This window comes from Pseudoalteromonas sp. ECSMB14103 (genome assembly GCF_000813065.1).
Classification (GTDB): domain Bacteria; phylum Pseudomonadota; class Gammaproteobacteria; order Enterobacterales; family Alteromonadaceae; genus Pseudoalteromonas; species Pseudoalteromonas marina.
This window is the reverse complement of record NZ_JWGY01000008.1, coordinates 113,243-130,201: the sequence shown is the minus strand read 5'-3', so window position 1 is coordinate 130,201 and position 16,959 is coordinate 113,243. Positions and strand designations below refer to the sequence as shown.

The 16,959-nt window shown below is 40.2% G+C and carries 17 protein-coding genes; 8 read left to right on the top strand and 9 right to left on the bottom strand.

All coding sequences use genetic code 11. The annotated features are described in order from the left end of the window. Nucleotides 1-32: 32 nt before the first annotated feature. From gpsA to RF53_RS13680, 4 genes are read right to left on the bottom strand one after another with little or no spacing between them, the layout of a single operon-like run. The gene (gene gpsA, locus RF53_RS13695; protein WP_039038003.1) at nucleotides 33-1,040 is read right to left on the bottom strand and encodes an NAD(P)H-dependent glycerol-3-phosphate dehydrogenase; all 1,008 of its coding nucleotides are present in this window, start codon (nucleotides 1,038-1,040) and stop codon (nucleotides 33-35) included. A gap of 3 nt (nucleotides 1,041-1,043) precedes the next feature. After that, a complete protein-coding gene (gene secB, locus RF53_RS13690; RefSeq protein ID WP_006794821.1) occupies nucleotides 1,044-1,532 on the bottom strand; it encodes a protein-export chaperone SecB in 489 nt (162 codons plus the stop codon). A gap of 34 nt (nucleotides 1,533-1,566) precedes the next feature. Next, nucleotides 1,567-1,824 carry a glutaredoxin 3 gene (grxC, locus tag RF53_RS13685; protein WP_006794822.1) on the bottom strand — a complete coding sequence of 86 codons (258 nt, stop codon included), beginning with the start codon at nucleotides 1,822-1,824 and terminating at the stop codon, nucleotides 1,567-1,569. A 32-nt stretch (nucleotides 1,825-1,856) separates the two neighbouring features. Continuing rightward, nucleotides 1,857-2,288, bottom strand: coding sequence for a rhodanese-like domain-containing protein (locus tag RF53_RS13680; RefSeq protein ID WP_006794823.1), 432 nt, complete (start codon nucleotides 2,286-2,288; stop codon nucleotides 1,857-1,859). A gap of 271 nt (nucleotides 2,289-2,559) precedes the next feature. On the opposite strand from RF53_RS13680, the gene gpmM reads away from it, so the two are divergent. The 4 genes from gpmM (at nucleotide 2,560) to RF53_RS13660 (ending at nucleotide 7,359) form a co-directional block, all read left to right on the top strand. Then, nucleotides 2,560-4,104 (top strand): 2,3-bisphosphoglycerate-independent phosphoglycerate mutase, encoded by a 1,545-nt coding sequence (gene gpmM, locus RF53_RS13675; protein WP_006794824.1) that lies wholly within the window; start codon nucleotides 2,560-2,562, stop codon nucleotides 4,102-4,104. A 3-nt stretch (nucleotides 4,105-4,107) separates the two neighbouring features. Further along, on the top strand, nucleotides 4,108-5,247 hold the full coding sequence (locus RF53_RS13670) for a murein hydrolase activator EnvC family protein (protein ID WP_039038002.1): 1,140 nt from the start codon (nucleotides 4,108-4,110) through the stop codon (nucleotides 5,245-5,247). Nucleotides 5,248-5,281: 34 nt separating this feature from the next. After that, on the top strand, nucleotides 5,282-6,529 hold the full coding sequence (locus tag RF53_RS13665) for a S41 family peptidase (RefSeq protein WP_039038001.1): 1,248 nt from the start codon (nucleotides 5,282-5,284) through the stop codon (nucleotides 6,527-6,529). 80 nt (nucleotides 6,530-6,609) lie between these two features. Further along, nucleotides 6,610-7,359, top strand: a complete 750-nt coding sequence (locus RF53_RS13660; protein WP_052242901.1) for a divergent polysaccharide deacetylase family protein — start codon at nucleotides 6,610-6,612, stop codon at nucleotides 7,357-7,359. A 5-nt stretch (nucleotides 7,360-7,364) separates the two neighbouring features. Here the strand turns inward: RF53_RS13660 and RF53_RS13655 are convergent, their stop codons facing one another. The 5 genes from RF53_RS13655 to ftsY form a co-directional block, all read right to left on the bottom strand. Next, nucleotides 7,365-7,781 (bottom strand): hypothetical protein, encoded by a 417-nt coding sequence (locus RF53_RS13655; RefSeq protein ID WP_039038000.1) that lies wholly within the window; start codon nucleotides 7,779-7,781, stop codon nucleotides 7,365-7,367. A 399-nt stretch (nucleotides 7,782-8,180) separates the two neighbouring features. Further along, nucleotides 8,181-9,044, bottom strand: coding sequence for an RNA polymerase sigma factor RpoH (gene rpoH, locus RF53_RS13645; RefSeq protein ID WP_008128777.1), 864 nt, complete (start codon nucleotides 9,042-9,044; stop codon nucleotides 8,181-8,183). Between the two features lie 441 nt (nucleotides 9,045-9,485). Beyond that, nucleotides 9,486-10,472, bottom strand: a complete 987-nt coding sequence (ftsX, locus tag RF53_RS13640; protein ID WP_039037998.1) for a permease-like cell division protein FtsX — start codon at nucleotides 10,470-10,472, stop codon at nucleotides 9,486-9,488. Beyond that, nucleotides 10,469-11,146 carry a cell division ATP-binding protein FtsE gene (gene ftsE / locus RF53_RS13635; protein ID WP_006794808.1) on the bottom strand — a complete coding sequence of 226 codons (678 nt, stop codon included), beginning with the start codon at nucleotides 11,144-11,146 and terminating at the stop codon, nucleotides 10,469-10,471. Before ftsE ends, ftsX begins: the two co-directional genes overlap by 4 nt. Before the next feature lie 85 nt (nucleotides 11,147-11,231). Further along, nucleotides 11,232-13,373 (bottom strand): signal recognition particle-docking protein FtsY, encoded by a 2,142-nt coding sequence (ftsY, locus tag RF53_RS19275; RefSeq protein WP_442960101.1) that lies wholly within the window; start codon nucleotides 13,371-13,373, stop codon nucleotides 11,232-11,234. 116 nt (nucleotides 13,374-13,489) lie between these two features. Here ftsY and rsmD point away from each other — a divergent pair, with 116 nt between their 5' ends. The 4 genes from rsmD to dnaG all read left to right on the top strand — a co-directional run bounded on the left by rsmD (nucleotide 13,490) and on the right by dnaG (nucleotide 16,940). Next, the gene (rsmD, locus tag RF53_RS13615; RefSeq protein WP_039037997.1) at nucleotides 13,490-14,095 is read left to right on the top strand and encodes a 16S rRNA (guanine(966)-N(2))-methyltransferase RsmD; all 606 of its coding nucleotides are present in this window, start codon (nucleotides 13,490-13,492) and stop codon (nucleotides 14,093-14,095) included. Between the two features lie 145 nt (nucleotides 14,096-14,240). Continuing rightward, nucleotides 14,241-14,456, top strand: a complete 216-nt coding sequence (rpsU, locus tag RF53_RS13610; RefSeq protein ID WP_002957797.1) for a 30S ribosomal protein S21 — start codon at nucleotides 14,241-14,243, stop codon at nucleotides 14,454-14,456. Between the two features lie 19 nt (nucleotides 14,457-14,475). Beyond that, nucleotides 14,476-14,922: a GatB/YqeY domain-containing protein gene (locus RF53_RS13605; RefSeq protein WP_008128764.1), complete on the top strand. Its 447-nt coding sequence runs from the start codon at nucleotides 14,476-14,478 to the stop codon at nucleotides 14,920-14,922. A gap of 266 nt (nucleotides 14,923-15,188) precedes the next feature. Then, nucleotides 15,189-16,940 carry a DNA primase gene (gene dnaG / locus RF53_RS13600; RefSeq protein WP_008128763.1) on the top strand — a complete coding sequence of 584 codons (1,752 nt, stop codon included), beginning with the start codon at nucleotides 15,189-15,191 and terminating at the stop codon, nucleotides 16,938-16,940. The last annotated feature ends 19 nt before the right edge of the window (nucleotides 16,941-16,959 follow it).

The window sequence follows — 16,959 nt, the reverse complement described above, 5'->3', positions numbered from 1 at the left end:
GGTTTTTTTAGTTTTTATCACAGTAGTGAATGCTATTCTGATCGTTGCTCTCTGCCTAACAATGCCATGGCAGCAGCTTTCATATCTTTATTTTCATAAAGTACTTTGTAAATCTGTTCAGTGATAGGCATTTCAACGCCTGCACGCTGGGCAAGTAAATACACCTCTTTGGTGTTTCTAAAGCCCTCGACTACTTGGCCTATCGACTCAATTGCAGCTTCAACACTTTCACCTTTACCCAGTGCTAAACCAAAACGACGATTGCGTGATTGGTTATCGGTACAGGTTAAAATTAAATCGCCAAGGCCTGCCATTCCCATAAAGGTTTCTGGCTTTGCGCCTAGAGCGCAACCTAACCGAGTCAGTTCAGCAAGACCTCGTGTGATCAAGGCTGTGCGAGCATTGGCTCCAAAACCTACACCATCAGAAATACCCGCGCCAATAGCAATTACGTTTTTAACCGCACCACCAAGCTGTATGCCAATAAAATCGTCATTGTTATACACTCGAAATGAACGACCACAATGCAGTAAATCAGCCAATTGTTGTGCAAACTCAGGTGAGGTAGACGAAACAGAAATAGCTGTTGGTGAACCCATTGCCATTTCTTTCGCAAATGTAGGACCCGAAAGTACCGCAAGTGCGATTTCATCACCCAGCTCTTGCTGTGCAACTTCTTGTAATAAACGCCCTGTATTTGGCTCAAGGCCTTTAGTCGCCCACGCGACTTTAGCATCGATTTGCAATGCAGGTTTTATTTGCGCAAGTGTGTCGCCAAATGCATGGCTTGGCACAACAACAAGCACAATAGCGCTACATGCAACGGCACGTTGTAAATCGGCTTCTAGTACTAGAGTGTCTGGGAAGGGTGCATCTGGTAAGTAACGTTGATTTTTCCGCTCAGCTGCAAGCGTAGCAACGTCGTCGCTATTGCGTCCCCAAAGCGTCACTTTATGACCATTTCGGGCTAAACAAATAGCAAGGGCGGTGCCATAAGACCCCGCCCCCAATACAGTAACAGCTGAAGTTGCTGTACTCATAAGTTATGCGTCTGCTGTAACCTGGTCAGCTTGCGCAGTACGTTGTTGCATATACTGTGCAAACAATGCGTCAAAGTTTACTGGCGCAAGGTTTAACTGTGGGAAAGTGCCACGGTTAACTAGGTTAGATACCGCTTCACGTGCATATGGGAACAATACGTTTGGACAAAATGCACCTAGCATATGAGCAAGTTGTACTTCTTCAACCTCAGCAATAGTAAAAATACCCGCTTGTTGAATTTCACATAAAAACGCAGTTTCTTCGCCAATTGATGCTGTCACAGTTAATGCTAAAACAACTTCAAATACACCTTCGTCTAACTTGTTAGAGCGAGTATCTAGGTCTAGCTTAACTTCTGGCGTCCATTCTTTTTGAAAAATTGCCGGAGAGTTTGGCGTTTCAAACGACACGTCTTTAGTGTAAATGCGTTGAATAGTAAATTGTGCGCCTGCGTCTTGTGCCGCTGCTGCGTTTTGAGTTTCTTCGTTCATTGTTATTCCTAACTTGTTCGTTATTATAATTAAATTAAGCGTTAAGCTTAGCGTCAAGTTTACCTTGAGCCTCAATAGCCATCATGTCGTCACAGCCACCGATATGTTCATCATTAATAAAAATTTGCGGTACAGTGCTTGCGCCACCGGCTTTAGTAATCATTTCATCGCGAAGTTCAGGTTGTACACCAATATCAAAATTAGTGAATTCAACGCCTTTGCTTTTTAAAAGCGCCATAGCGCGCTGACAAAATGGACAATATGCCTTGGTGTATAAAACAACGTTACTCATAATAAATCCTCTATCGGTTTAGCTAAACGAGATTAGCGACCTGTTATCGTTGGTAAGCTGGCAGATTGCCATGCACCCATTCCGCCCGCTAATACATAAACCTGTTCAAAACCAGCTTTATGCATTGCTGTGGCCGTGCCTTGGGCTGTCATACCTGTAGTACATACCAATATAATGGGTTTAGTCTTGTACTTTTCAAGGCCTGAAAAGTCAGATTTTTTGGCATTTTCAGGGCTTAAGTGTTCAGCACCCGAAATACGGCCAGACGTAAACTCTTTTTGTGCGCGCATATCCACTACTTGACCATCTTCACGGTTAATAAGTAGCGTTAGTTGCTGAGGGTTTATTTGACGAATAGCTGAAAATTTACTTTTTATCCAACCACTGACAATAAGAAAAACAATACCAACCCAAGCAAGGCTTAAAATAGGGTGATTGCTTATAAATTCAATATATTGATCCATTCGACTTCCACTATAAATTACATCCTAAAACGCAATGTTTTAGACATTTTAGACTTTAGCCACGCAAGTATACCCAAACCAACTTAAAATGCGAGTTTACACAGAGTTTAAAAGGAGGAAAAACACCCCATATAAAGGTTATTAACCGCACATCAGCATCAATACGATATTCAATTAAGTGAAAAAAATTAATATGCTGTTTTGTATGCTGATTCAAGTAACAAAACACGGTATGCTAAAGCAAAACAGGTGCTAACTTTTAGGAGTGACTATGACTGAACATAAAAAACCACTGGTATTAATGATTTTAGACGGTTGGGGATATCGTGAAGACGAGCAAAGCAATGCAATACTAGCAGCGAATACCCCCGTGTTAGATAACTTATGGGCATCTCGCCCTCGCACATTAATTTCAGCATCTGGTTTTGATGTAGGTCTTCCTGATGGACAAATGGGTAATTCTGAAGTTGGGCATGTTAATTTAGGTGCAGGACGTGTTGTATACCAAGACTTTACTCGAATCACAAAAGCAATAAATGACGGTGAATTTGACTCAACCCCTGCACTTGTTGAAAACATTGATAAAGCAGTTAATGCCGGCAAAGCCGTTCATGTTATGGGGTTATTGAGCCCGGGTGGCGTTCATAGTCATGAAGATCACATTGTTGCAAGCATAGAGCTGGCTGCAAAACGCGGTGCTAAGGAAGTCTATTTTCATGCATTTTTGGATGGTCGTGATACACCACCGCGTAGTGCCAAAGAATCGATTGAACGTATAGAAGCGTTGTTTGCAAAACTTGAATGTGGTCGGCTAGCAACACTGGTTGGTCGTTATTATGCAATGGATAGAGATAACCGCTGGAATCGTGTAGAAAAAGCCTATGACGTAATGACTTCTGGTATTGGAGAGTTTAACTACAGCGATGGCGTAACCGCATTAAATGCAGCTTATGAGCGCGACGAAAACGACGAGTTTGTTGCTCCTACAACCATTACACCAGCAGGTAGAGAAGCTGCGCAAATTAATGACGGCGACACCGTTATTTTTGCAAACTTTAGGGCAGACCGAGCACGAGAAATTACACGCGCCTTTGTAGAGCCTGAGTTTGATGGCTTTACCAAGAAAAAATCCCCCGCTCTCAGCGCATTTGTTATGATGACAGAATATGCAGCCGATATAGACGCACCCGTTGCATTTGGCCCAACTCCTCTTACTAATGTATTAGGGGAGTGGCTTGAAAAACAAGGGAAAACACAACTGCGTATTTCTGAAACAGAAAAATACGCACACGTTACCTTCTTTTTTAGCGGCGGACGTGAGGACGAATTTGAAGGTGAAACGCGTGAACTAATCCCTTCACCGCAAGTGGCTACCTACGACTTGCAACCTGAAATGAACTCAGAAATGCTAACCGATAAGCTCGTAGAAGCAATTAAAAGCGGGAAATACGACGCTATTATATGTAATTACCCTAATGGCGATATGGTTGGCCACTCAGGTGTTTTTGATGCCGCTGTAAAAGCTTGTGAAGCCGTTGACACCTGTATTGGCCGTGTAGTTGATGCATTGAACGAATTTGGCGGTGAAGCGTTGATCACAGCCGATCATGGCAATGCAGAACAAATGGCTAACCTTAAAACGGGCCAAGCACATACCGCGCATACAAGTGAACCGGTGCCCTTTATTTATGTTGGTCGCGATGCGACACCATCAGAAGGTAAAGCATTAAGTGATGTTGCCCCTACTATGCTGCACTTAATGGGCATGGAGCAGCCAAGTGAAATGACTGGCACACCCATCATGACGTTGAAATAGCCCATGATTAAACGTGTTAACCGATACTTTAAGTGCGGCTTAATACTCGCCTCATTGGTGACTGCATCAGCAGTTGCCAATGAAGATCGCACTAAAAAAGATCTCTCACAGGTGAAACAAGCACTTGAACAAAGCCAATCTGAGTATAATCAACAACGAAAAAAAATATCTCAACTTCAAAAAAATCTTAAAAGCCATGAGCTTGAAATAGCTAAAAACGCTAAAGCACTTAATATGGCTGAGCAATCTGTTAAAGAAACCCAACAACAGCAAAATCAACAACAAAAAAAAGCTGATGAACTCGATAAAAAACACATCGAATTTCAACGTATTTTAGGAGCGCAACTTAAAAGCGCTTACATGGCAGGTGGTGATGACTACTCTAAAATGTTGCTGAATCAAGAAAACACAGCGCAATTTGAGCGAACACTGAGCTATTATAATTACCTAAACAAAGCACGAATTGAACAGATAGAAGAATTAAAAGCACTTAAACAACAAATCGCGTTAAACCAAGTTGCACTAAATAAAACAAAAGAAAAACTTTTAGGTTTATACAACGAGCAAAAAAGGCGTCAAACAGCCTTAGTAAATGCACAAAGTGAACGCCAAGCAAACCTTAGGAATCTTCAAGCTCAGCTTACGAGTACTAAAAGCTCTATCGATTACTTAAAAGAAAACCAACAAACCCTTGTTAATACAATTGAAGAGTTAGAAAAAGAAAAAACAAAAAAAATAGAATTACTTGGCCTCAATAAAAATAAAGGCAAATTAAACTGGCCTAGTAAAGGTAAATTAAAGCACAAGTTTGGCCAGCGCAAACATGGCGGCATTGATTGGAAAGGCGTGCTAATTGGCGCTAAAGAAGGCGAAAATGTTAATAGCGTGCACAATGGCCAAGTTGTATTTGCAGATTGGTTAAAAGGTTATGGCTGGGTAATTGTAGTCGATCATGGTGAAGGATTTATGAGCCTATACGGCCATGCACAAACACTACTGAGAGACGTAGGTGACATGGTACGCCAAGGCGACACTTTAGCGTTGGTTGGCCAAAGCGGCGGACAGGCAAGTTCTGGTCTATACTTTGAAATACGACACAAAGGACGCGCAGTAAATCCCGTAAAATGGTGCAGACGTATTTAATTGAATAAACCGCTGCTCCGCTGAGGAGTAGCTGATGAAAAACAACAATGTAATACCCGCATTTAAAAAAGCAGGCTATGTTTTCAGCCTGCTTTTATTCACCTTTACTTTAGTACTTAACAATGCATTTGCCAGCTCAGTAAAAAACCTTAAAAGCCAACAAATAGATGAAATTTTATTTAACATACACGCCTATTATGTTGACGATTTAGATCTTCAAAACAGCCATTATGTGCAATACAACAACAAACAGTTTGAGCGCTTATACTCAAAGCTAGACCCCTACTCTAAATACCTTAACGAACACGAGCTCGATGCCTTATTTGATAATACCAATGGCCAATATACGGGCTTAGGTATTGAAGTAAAAAAGGTCGATACTGACATAAAAATAGTTAACGTGGTAAATAACTCACCAGCGAAAGAAGCAGGTATTTTAGCTGGTGATATTATTGTTAGTGTTAATCAAAAAACGGTCAATTTGCTCAGCGTTAGCGAAGTCGCAACTTTAATAAAAGAAAATAAATTTACAACAATTAATCTCACGGTTAAGCGAAATGAAAGCCCAGAAGTTTTGTCATTTAACGTAGCTCGTACGCAAATACAATTAGAGAGTGTAACCAGTAAAGTTTTAGAGTCCGGCATTGGCTATTTAGCTATTAATAGTTTTTCTAATCACACACTACACGAAGTTGCACTGCAAATTGCAGCGATGCAAAATAATTATGATTACCCATTATTAGGGCTTGTAATTGATTTACGTGACAACCCCGGAGGCACCCTAAAAAGTGCGATTGCGATCTCTGATTTATTCTTAGAAAGCGGAACTATAGTAACAACGAAAGGCAGATACTTTGACGCTAACCAAGCCTTTTATGCTAAACGGGGCGACATACTCAAAGGCGCTCCGATTGTTGTTCTTATTAATGAAAATTCAGCCTCTGCGGCTGAAATTTTAGCCGGTGCCTTAAAAGACAACAACAGAGCAAAAGTGGTTGGAAGCCAATCTTTTGGAAAAGGGTCTGTGCAATCACTTATACCATTAGGTGATGGCAATACCGCTTTAAAACTCACTACCGCAAAGTATTTTACACCTTCTGGTGAATCAATAGATGGCGTTGGAATAAAGCCCGATGTGACGATTAATCAAACAACACTTCCACAAAACAATAAAGCCGTTATAATAAAAAATGAGCAAGTAAAAAATAATCAACACCAGCTTATTAACACCTTAGCTGATTTACAGTTAGTTAAAGCAAAACAATTACTCAGTATGCAGTAATCTATTTTGTTTGAGCGTTACTGGGCATAAAAAAGATAATAAAAATTATAAACGTGAATACTATTAACAGAAAAATACGGATGTGGCTTTTTTTCAGTGTATGTATCGCTTGCTTTAGCGCTAATGCTAAACAAATAGCGATAGTTATTGATGATATAGGCTATCACCAAAGAGACTTAGATTTTTTAACCTTACCTGGGCAATTGACCTATTCAATTTTGCCCCACACACCCTATTCACAAGTTTTTGCAACACGTGCTAGCAAAGCAAATAAAGAACTGCTTTTACATGTGCCTATGCAGGCACTTAACGGCAAAGCACTAGGGCCTGGTGCGCTTACTCTTGATATGGACAAAGCTCAACTTCAACAAACGCTAGGAACAGCACTAGCAAGTTTACCGCAAGTTAGAGGTGTTAATAACCATATGGGCTCTGCATTAACTCAGCAAAGCCAAGCTATGAAATGGACAATGGAAGTCCTTAAAAAGCGCGAGTTGTACTTTTTAGATAGCCGAACAACTGGCTTAAGCCAGGCACAAAATGCTGCAAACTTTTTTGGGGTTGAAAATATTGGTCGCCATGTTTTTTTGGACAACATAACAACAGCAGATCAGCTTCAGTTTAGGCTCGATGAACTTAAACAAAAAGCAACAGATCACAATTTTGCCATTGCCATTGCCCACCCTTATCCTGAGACCATTGCTTTTTTACGTAAAGCCCTGCCTGAGCTTACTCAACAAGGCTATGAGTTAGTTCCTGTTTCTCAGTTAGTACAACGTAAATATATTCAGTTAGCGCAAGCTCAAGGGAAAACGATTAGCGCGCGATAATTAAATTAAATAGGGTACTTATTCTTTCTTGCTTGTGCCTGATAGTATTTCAAAATACTCTGTTGGCCGTCTTCACTAAGTGGTTTCAGTGTTATTTTTCGTGTTCTTAGCTTTTCATCTTCTATCAATGTAAGAACTATGTGCTCATCTAACTTTTTTGCACTTACAACCGCGCTATTAGCTATTAACCAACGTGAACGGATTAAACCTTGTTTAACCTCTGAATATTTAGAATAAAACCTAACCACTTCAATATTGCTATTAACAAAATACATAGTAATGAGTAATACACCATAAAATGCAGCCATTGGTATAAAGAAGGCTAAAGGTAAAATTAATATACCTACATATAATTGTATTTGCAGTTTACCTTTATCAACTTTAATAATACCTGTAGGTTTATCGATGGTTTCTGTTGTCATTTTTCAGTGTCCTTTTGAATAGTAATTTAGCATGATCATCCATCATGTTTCTGATTGCGTAGATACCTATCAGACCAATAGGCACAAAAAAAATAAAGCCGAGCATTGCTACAAAGCCAAATATCTTCTTACCAGTTAATCTATAAATAAAACCAAATATAGTGAGCAAAAAAGCGGGGATTAAGATGTAGTTTACTTCGTAATAGTGTGGGTCATGCCCAATACTAATAATCACGCCTAGGGCGATAATTAACGACATTAAGTAGTAATTCAAAGCCAAATATCCTTTTAAAGCTTTTTTATAATCACTAGAACCTACATGAATACGTATAAATTTTCAACAAAAAAGCCCTGCATTTTAATGCAGGGCTTTTAAAAATATTACGCTTTTAGAACATATCAGCTCATAGCGCTTTGTAACTTTTTCATTGCTGTTTTTTCAAGCTGGCGAACACGCTCAGCAGATACACTGTATTTTTCAGCAAGCTCTTGCAGTGTTGCTTTGTCATCAGACAACCAGCGCGCACTTACAATGTCTTGTGAACGTTCATCTAGTGTTTTAAGTGCACTAAACAAACGAGTATGAGACTGTTCTTGCCATTGTTGCTGTTCAATGTCATCAGCTAAATCAGCAGAACCATCCGTTAAATATTGTACCGGTGAATAAGTGCTTGTTGGTGCGTCATCGTTATCATCACCCGTTAAGTCAAAGCCCATATCTTGACCGCTCATACGAGATTCCATTTCACGCACTTCTTTTTCGCTTACACCCAGCTCACTAGCAACAGTGCTAACCTCTGCTTGGTTAAACCAGCCTAAACGCTTTTTATTTTTACGAAGATTAAAAAACAATTTACGCTGTGCTTTTGTAGTAGCTACTTTAACTATACGCCAGTTCTTAAGAACAAATTCGTGTATTTCGGCTTTAATCCAATGCACTGCAAACGATACTAAACGAACACCCACGCTTGGGTCGAAACGTTTAACCGCTTTCATCAGGCCTATATTGCCTTCTTGAATAAGGTCAGCTTGTGGCAAGCCGTATCCCGAGTAGCTTTTAGCTATATGCGCTACAAAGCGCAAATGCGACATAATGAGTTGCTTTGCAGCACTAAGATCGCCTTCTTCCTGAAGTTTTTTAGCAAGTTCTTGCTCTTCTTCAACTTTAAGCATAGGGATTGTGCTGACCGCTTGAAGGTAGCCATCCATGCTTGCGCTTTGTTGTCCAACTGTAAGTGCCATTGCGTATAAATCTTTACTCATTTTTCACCTCGGTGATAAACATTTGAAACCATCTTAGCACTCTTTCCTGAAGAGTGCTAACCCCAATTTAAAACTTTTTTAAAGTATAAATCAAGCGGTTTTTTAGCGTTATTGAAGTCTACTATAAGCGACTGAATAAGCGATGAATTAAGGGATTGCGGGTGATTAACGTCAGTTTTTCACTCTATTTACAATTCATGCTTGATAAGGAGGGTAGTAGATAAATGTGACAGTTTTTATAGAGGCCGCACAACCCAACTCAATAACATACGCGCTAAGCATTGAGTTAGTTCACTTGTATTAGCTTGCGCGAATGAGGAAGAGATAAACACGCTTATAAAGTTAAATGTATATTCAAAAAGTTTACTTTAAAGCGAATAAAGCACTAATAGCATAACCTATATAGCTCGCTTGATTAACAGCGAGCTATATAGGTGCGTATTACACTTTGTCTGGCTCTATTTCTTTAATGTATCGATTTACAGATAAGTAAGAGCCAACAAACCCCAAGCTTGTAGCAAGTAAAACTAAAAAGCCAAATTCGCTAAGCGTTAAACCAATGAGTAAAAAGTTAGTTTGATACACACCAGCCACACTGTTTACGGCTGAAGAAAGCCACCACATCATCAATGCAACTGATATAAAAGCAAATAATCCACCAATAACGCCATACCAAATACCAGTCCATAAAAATGGTGCGTGTATAAACGTATTTGTAGCACCTACAAGTTTCATTACTTGTATTTCTTCTTTTTTATCCATAATCGATAGGCGAATAGTATTACCTATTATGAGAGTTACAGACGTTAATAATAATAAGGTAATGGTTATTACACTTTCTTTTAGCAAGCTAAGCAATGCATTTAAGCGCTCTAACCAGGCTATATCAAGTTTGCCAAAATCAACCTCACGTTCCGCTTCTAACTTAGTCATAAGTACCTTGGCGGCATTAGGCTGGCGGTGCCGCTTAGTAGGCGTAACTAGCACAACATCGGGTAATGGGTTGCTATCTAAATATTCTAGCGCTTGCCCAAAACCTGACACTTCCTGAAATTCTTTTAATGCTTGCTGTTTTGAAATAAACGTTACACTCTCTACTTCAGGATATAAGGCTAGGCGCTTAACTAGCGTCGCTGTTTCTTGTTTCGTCATTGTTTGTTTTACAAATAACGATATTTCACTAGCCTCTTCAAAGCCACTACTTACTTGCTGCACATTTTTAACCACTAAGTAAAGTGTGGCAGGAAGCGTTAAGCTTAATCCAAGTACCGCAATTGTCATCATTGATGCCAGTGGTGTACGCCACATTTCACCCAGACTATGAATCCCTTGGCGAAAAATGTTAACGATAAAAAAGTAGCCATTTGAAATAACTGATTTTTTTTGTTTTTCATTTTTGTTTTGGCGGCTTTTAAACAGTAAACTCATAATGCCCCCTGCGCTAGTGGATCTTCAAGCATTCTGCCATCCTTTAACGTTAAGCTCCTATACTTCATGCGTGCAACAAGGCCTAAGTCATGGGTAGCAATAAGTACGGTTGTACCATGCTTATTAAAGTCTTCAAATAATTTAAGTATTTCCATTGAGAGTTCAGGATCTAAGTTACCCGTTGGCTCATCGGCAAGTAAAATTGGCGGAGAATTTACAATAGCGCGTGCAATACCGACTCGCTGTTGCTCACCACCCGACAACATAGATGGATGGCATTTAACTTTATCGATTAAACCCACTTTATCGAGCGCACCATGAACACGCTTTGCGATTTGATTACGATGAGTTCCTTCGATGATCAGCGGTAGCGCGACATTATCAAATACAGTGTATCGTTCTAATAATCGATGGTTTTGAAAAATAATACCAATATCTCGGCGAGCATAAGGGATTTGTCGCGAATTAACTTTATTTAAATCAACACCATTAATAAATACGTTACCAGCAGATGGACGTTCCATTAAGCTGATAAGCTTTAAAAGTGTACTTTTACCCGCACCACTATGACCGGTCAAAAAGGCTAATTCGCCAGGTTTTATATGAAAATTAACTTTTTCGAGGGCACGATGCCCCCCTGGATAGGTTTTACTTACTTGCTGAAAATTTATCATTTTTTATTATGCCAACCTCATTAAAGTGTTAATGCAATTGGTATTCCTCGCAATTAAAAAGGGAGCAAGCTCCCTTCTTGGTAAATTAAGCGTCGTCCTCATCTTGGCTAAATAATGCATCAATAAAGTCATCGCTTTTAAACGAACGCAAATCATCAATACCTTCACCAACACCAATATAACGAATTGGAATGTTAAACTTATCAGCTACAGCAAAAATAACCCCACCTTTTGCTGTACCATCAAGTTTTGACAAAGTAATACCCGTTAAACCTACACATTGGTTAAACAAGTTTACTTGGCTAATCGCATTTTGCCCTGTACCTGCATCTATTGTTAGCATCACCTCGTGCGGTGCATCAGGATCTATTTTTTTCATTACACGAGCTATTTTCTCAAGCTCTTGCATCAAATTATCTTTATTTTGCAGACGACCCGCTGTATCAGCAATTAACACATCGACATTACGCGCTTTTGCGGCCTGAAAAGCATCAAATACCACCGATGCACTATCGGCTCCGGTATGCTGTGCTATAACTGGAATACTATTGCGCTCACCCCATACTTGAAGTTGTTCAACCGCAGCAGCTCTAAAAGTGTCACCCGCAGCAAGCATGACCGACTTACCTTCATTTTGAAATTGCTTAGCGAGCTTACCAATCGTAGTTGTTTTACCAACCCCATTTACGCCTACCATTAAAATCACAAACGGTTTTTTTTCTGCTGGTATTGTTAATGGCTGTTCAGCAGTCTTTAGCATCGCTGCCATTTCTTGCTTCATTAGCTCATATAAAGCATCACCATCCTTAAGCTGCTTTCTATTTGCACCGTCCGTTAGTCTATCGATTAACTTCATGGTGGTATCTACGCCTAAATCAGCCGTCAATAATTGAGTTTCAAGCTCTTCAAAAAGGTCATCATCTATTTTTTTACCACTAAAAATAGACGAAAATCCTGCGCCAATATTAACGCGGGTTTTTAGTAATCCTTTTTTAAGACGTGAAAAAAAACCTTCTTTCTTAGGCTTTTCTTCTTTCTTAGCTTGCTCTGCTGCAACACGTTCTTGTTCTAAGCGCTGCACTTCGGCTTGCTCTGTTGCAATGCGTTCTTGCTCTATGCGCTGTGCTTCTGCTTGCTCTGCTGCAATGCGTTCTTGCTCTATGCGCTGTGCTTCTGCTTGCTCTGCTGCAATGCGTTCTTGCTCTATGCGCTGTGCTTCTGCTTGCTCTGCTGCAATGCGTTCTTGCTCTATGCGCTGTGCTTCTGCTTGCTCTGCTGCAATGCGTTCTTGCTCTATGCGCTGTGCTTCTGCTTGCTCTGCTGCAATGCGTTCTTGCTCTATGCGCTGTGCTTCTGCTTGCTCTGCTGCAATGCGTTCTTGCTCTATGCGCTGTGCTTCTGCTTGCTCTGCTGCAATGCGTTCTTGCTCTATGCGCTGTGCTTCTGCTTGCTCTGCTGCAATGCGTTCTTGCTCTATGCGCTGTGCTTCTGCTTGCTCTGCTGCAATGCGTTCTTGCTCTATGCGCTGTGCTTCTGCTTGCTCTGCTGCAATGCGTTCTTGCTCTATGCGCTGTGCTTCTGCTTGCTCTGCTGCAATGCGTTCTTGCTCTATGCGCTGTGCTTCTGCTTGCTCTGCTGCAATGCGTTCTTGCTCTAAACGCTGTGCTTCTGCTTGCTCTGCTGCAGCACGTTCTTGTTCTATGCGCTGCGCTTCTGCTTGCTGTGCTGCAATACGTTCTTGCTCTATGCGCTGCGATTCTGCTTGCTGTGCTGCAATATGTTCTTGTTCTAAACGCTGCGCCTCTGCTTGCTGTGCTGCAATACGTTCTTGTTCTAAACGCTGCGCTTCTGCTTGCTCTGCAAGGCGATTTTGCAGCTCCACTCTCTGCTGCTCGGCTTCCGCATGTTCTTTTGCTAACAGCTCAGCATTTGCTCGTTCTATTGCTAACTTTTCCGCTTGCTCTGCAGCAGCGCTTTCTTGCTCAGCTTTTTCAGCGGCAACGCGTTCTTCTTCTAAGCGTTTAGCTTCTTGCTCTGCTAAAGCTTGTTGTTTATCAGCCTCTGCTTTTTGTTCGGCTTGTTTTTTATCTGACTTACCAAAGCCGAGCCAAGACATTAATTTACTTTTTTTTGCCATACTTGCTAATAACCACTTATAAAAATCTGATAAACTAAAATTTGAAAATAGCTTGGAAGAGCCAACACACTTTGCCAGCCAAACAACCATTCAAAACATAAGTGTTCAATAGTAACACTTTTAATGCGGTTGAAAAATGAAGCTATACGTAATCTACTACAATATTATCTGAGCTAGATCCCAGATACCATTTTTTAGTGAGCTAAATGAGAAATAAAACAACTAAAAATAAAGCAATTACCAAATCTACTGATGGCTTTATTAGAGTGATAAGTGGGCAATTTCGCGGCCGAAAGCTTCCAGTAAAAGACGTACAAGGTTTACGTCCTACTACAGACCGAATTAAAGAGACAGTATTTAACTGGTTAATGCAAGACACGCGTGATGCTAACGTTCTAGATTGTTTTGCAGGTTCTGGTGGGTTGGGGTTCGAAGCTCTTTCGCGTTTTGCAAGTACTGCTCTTTTTATAGAGCTTGACCCAAGTGCAGCAAAGCAACTAGCGCAAAACATAGCAACACTAAAATTACAAAATGCACACGTAAGGCACACTAACTCTCTTTCATTTTTAGAACAAAAAAATAGTAATACGCCTTTTGATCTTGTTTTTGTTGACCCGCCTTTTCGCAAAAATTTAGCTCAAACTAGCTGTAACTTATTAGAAATAAATAATTGGCTTAGCGAAGAAGCACTAATTTACCTCGAAGTAGAGAGCGATCTAAATACGTTCAAACCACCTAGTAACTGGCTGTTAATTAAAGAAAAAAAAGCAGGCCAAGTATTTTGTAGACTCTACCAACGCCAGCTAAATTAATACTGTTTTACACTATGCGTTTCTGTTAATATTATCCTTTACATGTGGTGTTGCTTCGGATTACAATACCGCACCATTTTTGAACCACTTGATCAATGTTTGATCAACTTGAGCAACGCTCATAATTTAGGTAGGTGAATTTTTAATGCCAGTAATTAAAGTAAGAGAGAACGAACCGTTTGACGTAGCACTTCGTCGCTTCAAGCGTTCATGTGAAAAAGCAGGTATCCTTTCAGAAGTTCGTCGTCGCGAGCACTATGAAAAGCCAACAGCTGAGCGTAAGCGTAAGAAAGCTGCAGCAGTTAAGCGTCACATGAAAAAACTTTCTCGTGATAACGCTCGTCGCGTTAAATTATACTAATACATTAGGTCTTGTATAAATGAGCCTTTTAATAACGCTAAAAGATGCGCAAAAAGATGCGATGAGAGCTAAAGACAAACAACGTCTTAACCCTATTCGCATGGTACTTGCTGCAATCAAGCAACGTGAGATTGACGAGCAAATAACACTAGACGACGCAGGTATTACCTCCGTTATAGTGAAGCTTGTTAAACAACGTCGCGACTCTTACACTCAGTACAAAGATGCTGGGCGTGATGATTTAGCTGAAATTGAAGCCAATGAAATAGCAGCACTTGAAACCTTCTTACCTCAACAATTGAGTGACGAAGAAATAATTGCTCTCATTGACGCGGCTATTGCTGATACTAACGCAGCAGGTATGCAAGACATGGGTAAAGTGATGGGTATAATCAAAAGCAAAGCTGAAGGTCGCGCCGATATGGGTAAGATCTCTGGTTTAATAAAGCAAAGATTAACCGCCTAACACTCCCTATACGTAAAGTATAATTGAAGTAAACCGAGCCTAGTGCTCGGTTTCTTTGTTTTTACGTCACTAAAAAGTAAACGTTATGCCTATATTCAAAAATGAAATTATTCATACTGACTCTATTTATTTAGCCGTCATTTTGATAAGTTAAGGTCCAATTATTTATACCTAACTAGTATAAATTTTAAGTTTCACCTAACTAGTATAAATTTTAAGTTTCACTTTCGTTATTCTTCTTAATATTTCAGGACTGTATTTTACTAATGGCTGGAAAGATCCCACGAAGTTTTATAGATGATTTACTTGCCAGAACCGATATTGTCGACCTGATAGACTCTAAAGTTGGGCTTAAAAAAGCCGGTAAAGACTATCAAGCATGTTGCCCTTTTCATAACGAAAAGTCTCCCTCGTTTACGGTATCGCAAGATAAACAGTTTTATCATTGCTTTGGCTGTGGGGCGAATGGCAACGCAATATCATTTGTTATGGAATACGACAAACTAGAGTTTGTTGATGCCATTGAAGAGCTTGCCAGCATGCTCAACTTGGACGTGCCCCGCGAACAAGGCGGTAGCTCTGCGCCAGAACGTACCGCTGCGCAAAAGCGTTCAGATTACGATTTGATGCTTCATACAGCTCGCTTTTATCAGCACCAACTAAAGCACCACGCTAACTCGGCCGCAGTCATTGACTATGTTAAAGGTCGAGGACTGAGCGGAGAAACCGTTAAAAAGTTTATGGTTGGCTACGCCCCTAGTGAATGGGATGGCTTATGTTTACAACTTGGCCGTAATAAAGAACAAAAAGAGCAACTCGTCGAATTAAAGCTCGCCTCAGAAAAAACACCAGGCAGGCAGTTCGACTTTTTTCGCGACCGCTTAATGTTTCCTATTCGTGATAAACGCGGCAGAGTTGTCGCCTTTGGCGGTCGCGTTATGCAAGCTGATCAAGGGCCTAAATATTTAAACTCTCCAGAGACTCGAATTTTTCATAAAGGGTTTGAGCTTTATGGCCTTTATGAAGCTAAACAAGCACACAAAAAGTTAGAGCACATTCTTATTGTTGAAGGCTACATGGATGTTGTTGCACTTGCAGAAAAAGAGATTGAATACGCTGTTGCAGCACTGGGAACCGCCACAACAAGCGAACACATGCATACGTTATTTAGAACGACCGATAAGGTCATTTGTTGTTACGATGGCGACCGAGCTGGACGCGATGCAGCTTGGCGGGCACTTGAAAATGCGCTCCCCTACTTAAATGACGGTAAAGCATTGAACTTTGTATTTTTGCCTGATGGAGAAGATCCCGATTCATTAGTGCAAAAAGAAGGTAAAGAAGCATTCGAACAGCGTTTAAGTGAAGCCGATGACTTTACTAAAGTCATGTTTAACAAATTAAGCCAAGAAATTGATTTAACACTCGATTCGGGTAAAGCAAAATTACTCAGTGCAGCCCTACCGCTCATTGAAAAAATTCCGAGTGAATTTTACCAAGAAAATATTTTAGAGCAATTAGGTAGACTAATTGGGCGCACGCGTGAACAACTTAATAATCGATTAAAAACACCAAAGCAACAGCATTCTATTGAGCGAAAATTTAAAATAACCCCAATGCGACAGGCTATTGGTATTTTAATTCAGCATCCAAACCTAGCTAAAAGTGTTCCTTATTTGCCAGAACTTGCACAAATGAACATTGCAGGTATTGGTTTATTGCTTCGCTTGCAGCAACAAGCACTTGAAAAAGAGACTATCACTACGGCTCAGATACTCGAATTTTTTAGAGATACTGACGATTATGAGCCTCTTATTAAGCTCGCTACTTGGCAACATGAAATAAATGAAGAGCGTTTAGAGACTGTTTTTAAAAATACTTTTAAATTTATTGAAGATCAGTGTTTAAATTATCGACTAGAGACCTTATTAATAAAAGACAAGACACAAGGTTTAAATAGCGACGAAAGACTAGAATGTCATTTACTAATGACAGCGTTAAAAGCGACTAACAGCTAGTCAGATCTAGTTTTGGATG

Coding starts and splice junctions, on each gene's coding strand:
- gpsA (WP_039038003.1), bottom strand. CDS start 1,040: ATGAGTACAGCAACTTCAGCTGTTACTGTATTGGGGGCGGGGTCTTAT.
- secB (WP_006794821.1), bottom strand. CDS start 1,532: ATGAACGAAGAAACTCAAAACGCAGCAGCGGCACAAGACGCAGGCGCA.
- grxC (WP_006794822.1), bottom strand. CDS start 1,824: ATGAGTAACGTTGTTTTATACACCAAGGCATATTGTCCATTTTGTCAG.
- RF53_RS13680 (WP_006794823.1), bottom strand. CDS start 2,288: ATGGATCAATATATTGAATTTATAAGCAATCACCCTATTTTAAGCCTT.
- gpmM (WP_006794824.1), top strand. CDS start 2,560: ATGACTGAACATAAAAAACCACTGGTATTAATGATTTTAGACGGTTGG.
- RF53_RS13670 (WP_039038002.1), top strand. CDS start 4,108: ATGATTAAACGTGTTAACCGATACTTTAAGTGCGGCTTAATACTCGCC.
- RF53_RS13665 (WP_039038001.1), top strand. CDS start 5,282: ATGAAAAACAACAATGTAATACCCGCATTTAAAAAAGCAGGCTATGTT.
- RF53_RS13660 (WP_052242901.1), top strand. CDS start 6,610: ATGTGGCTTTTTTTCAGTGTATGTATCGCTTGCTTTAGCGCTAATGCT.
- RF53_RS13655 (WP_039038000.1), bottom strand. CDS start 7,781: ATGACAACAGAAACCATCGATAAACCTACAGGTATTATTAAAGTTGAT.
- rpoH (WP_008128777.1), bottom strand. CDS start 9,044: ATGAGTAAAGATTTATACGCAATGGCACTTACAGTTGGACAACAAAGC.
- ftsX (WP_039037998.1), bottom strand. CDS start 10,472: ATGAGTTTACTGTTTAAAAGCCGCCAAAACAAAAATGAAAAACAAAAA.
- ftsE (WP_006794808.1), bottom strand. CDS start 11,146: ATGATAAATTTTCAGCAAGTAAGTAAAACCTATCCAGGGGGGCATCGT.
- ftsY (WP_442960101.1), bottom strand. CDS start 13,373: ATGGTTGTTTGGCTGGCAAAGTGTGTTGGCTCTTCCAAGCTATTTTCA.
- rsmD (WP_039037997.1), top strand. CDS start 13,490: ATGAGAAATAAAACAACTAAAAATAAAGCAATTACCAAATCTACTGAT.
- rpsU (WP_002957797.1), top strand. CDS start 14,241: ATGCCAGTAATTAAAGTAAGAGAGAACGAACCGTTTGACGTAGCACTT.
- RF53_RS13605 (WP_008128764.1), top strand. CDS start 14,476: ATGAGCCTTTTAATAACGCTAAAAGATGCGCAAAAAGATGCGATGAGA.
- dnaG (WP_008128763.1), top strand. CDS start 15,189: ATGGCTGGAAAGATCCCACGAAGTTTTATAGATGATTTACTTGCCAGA.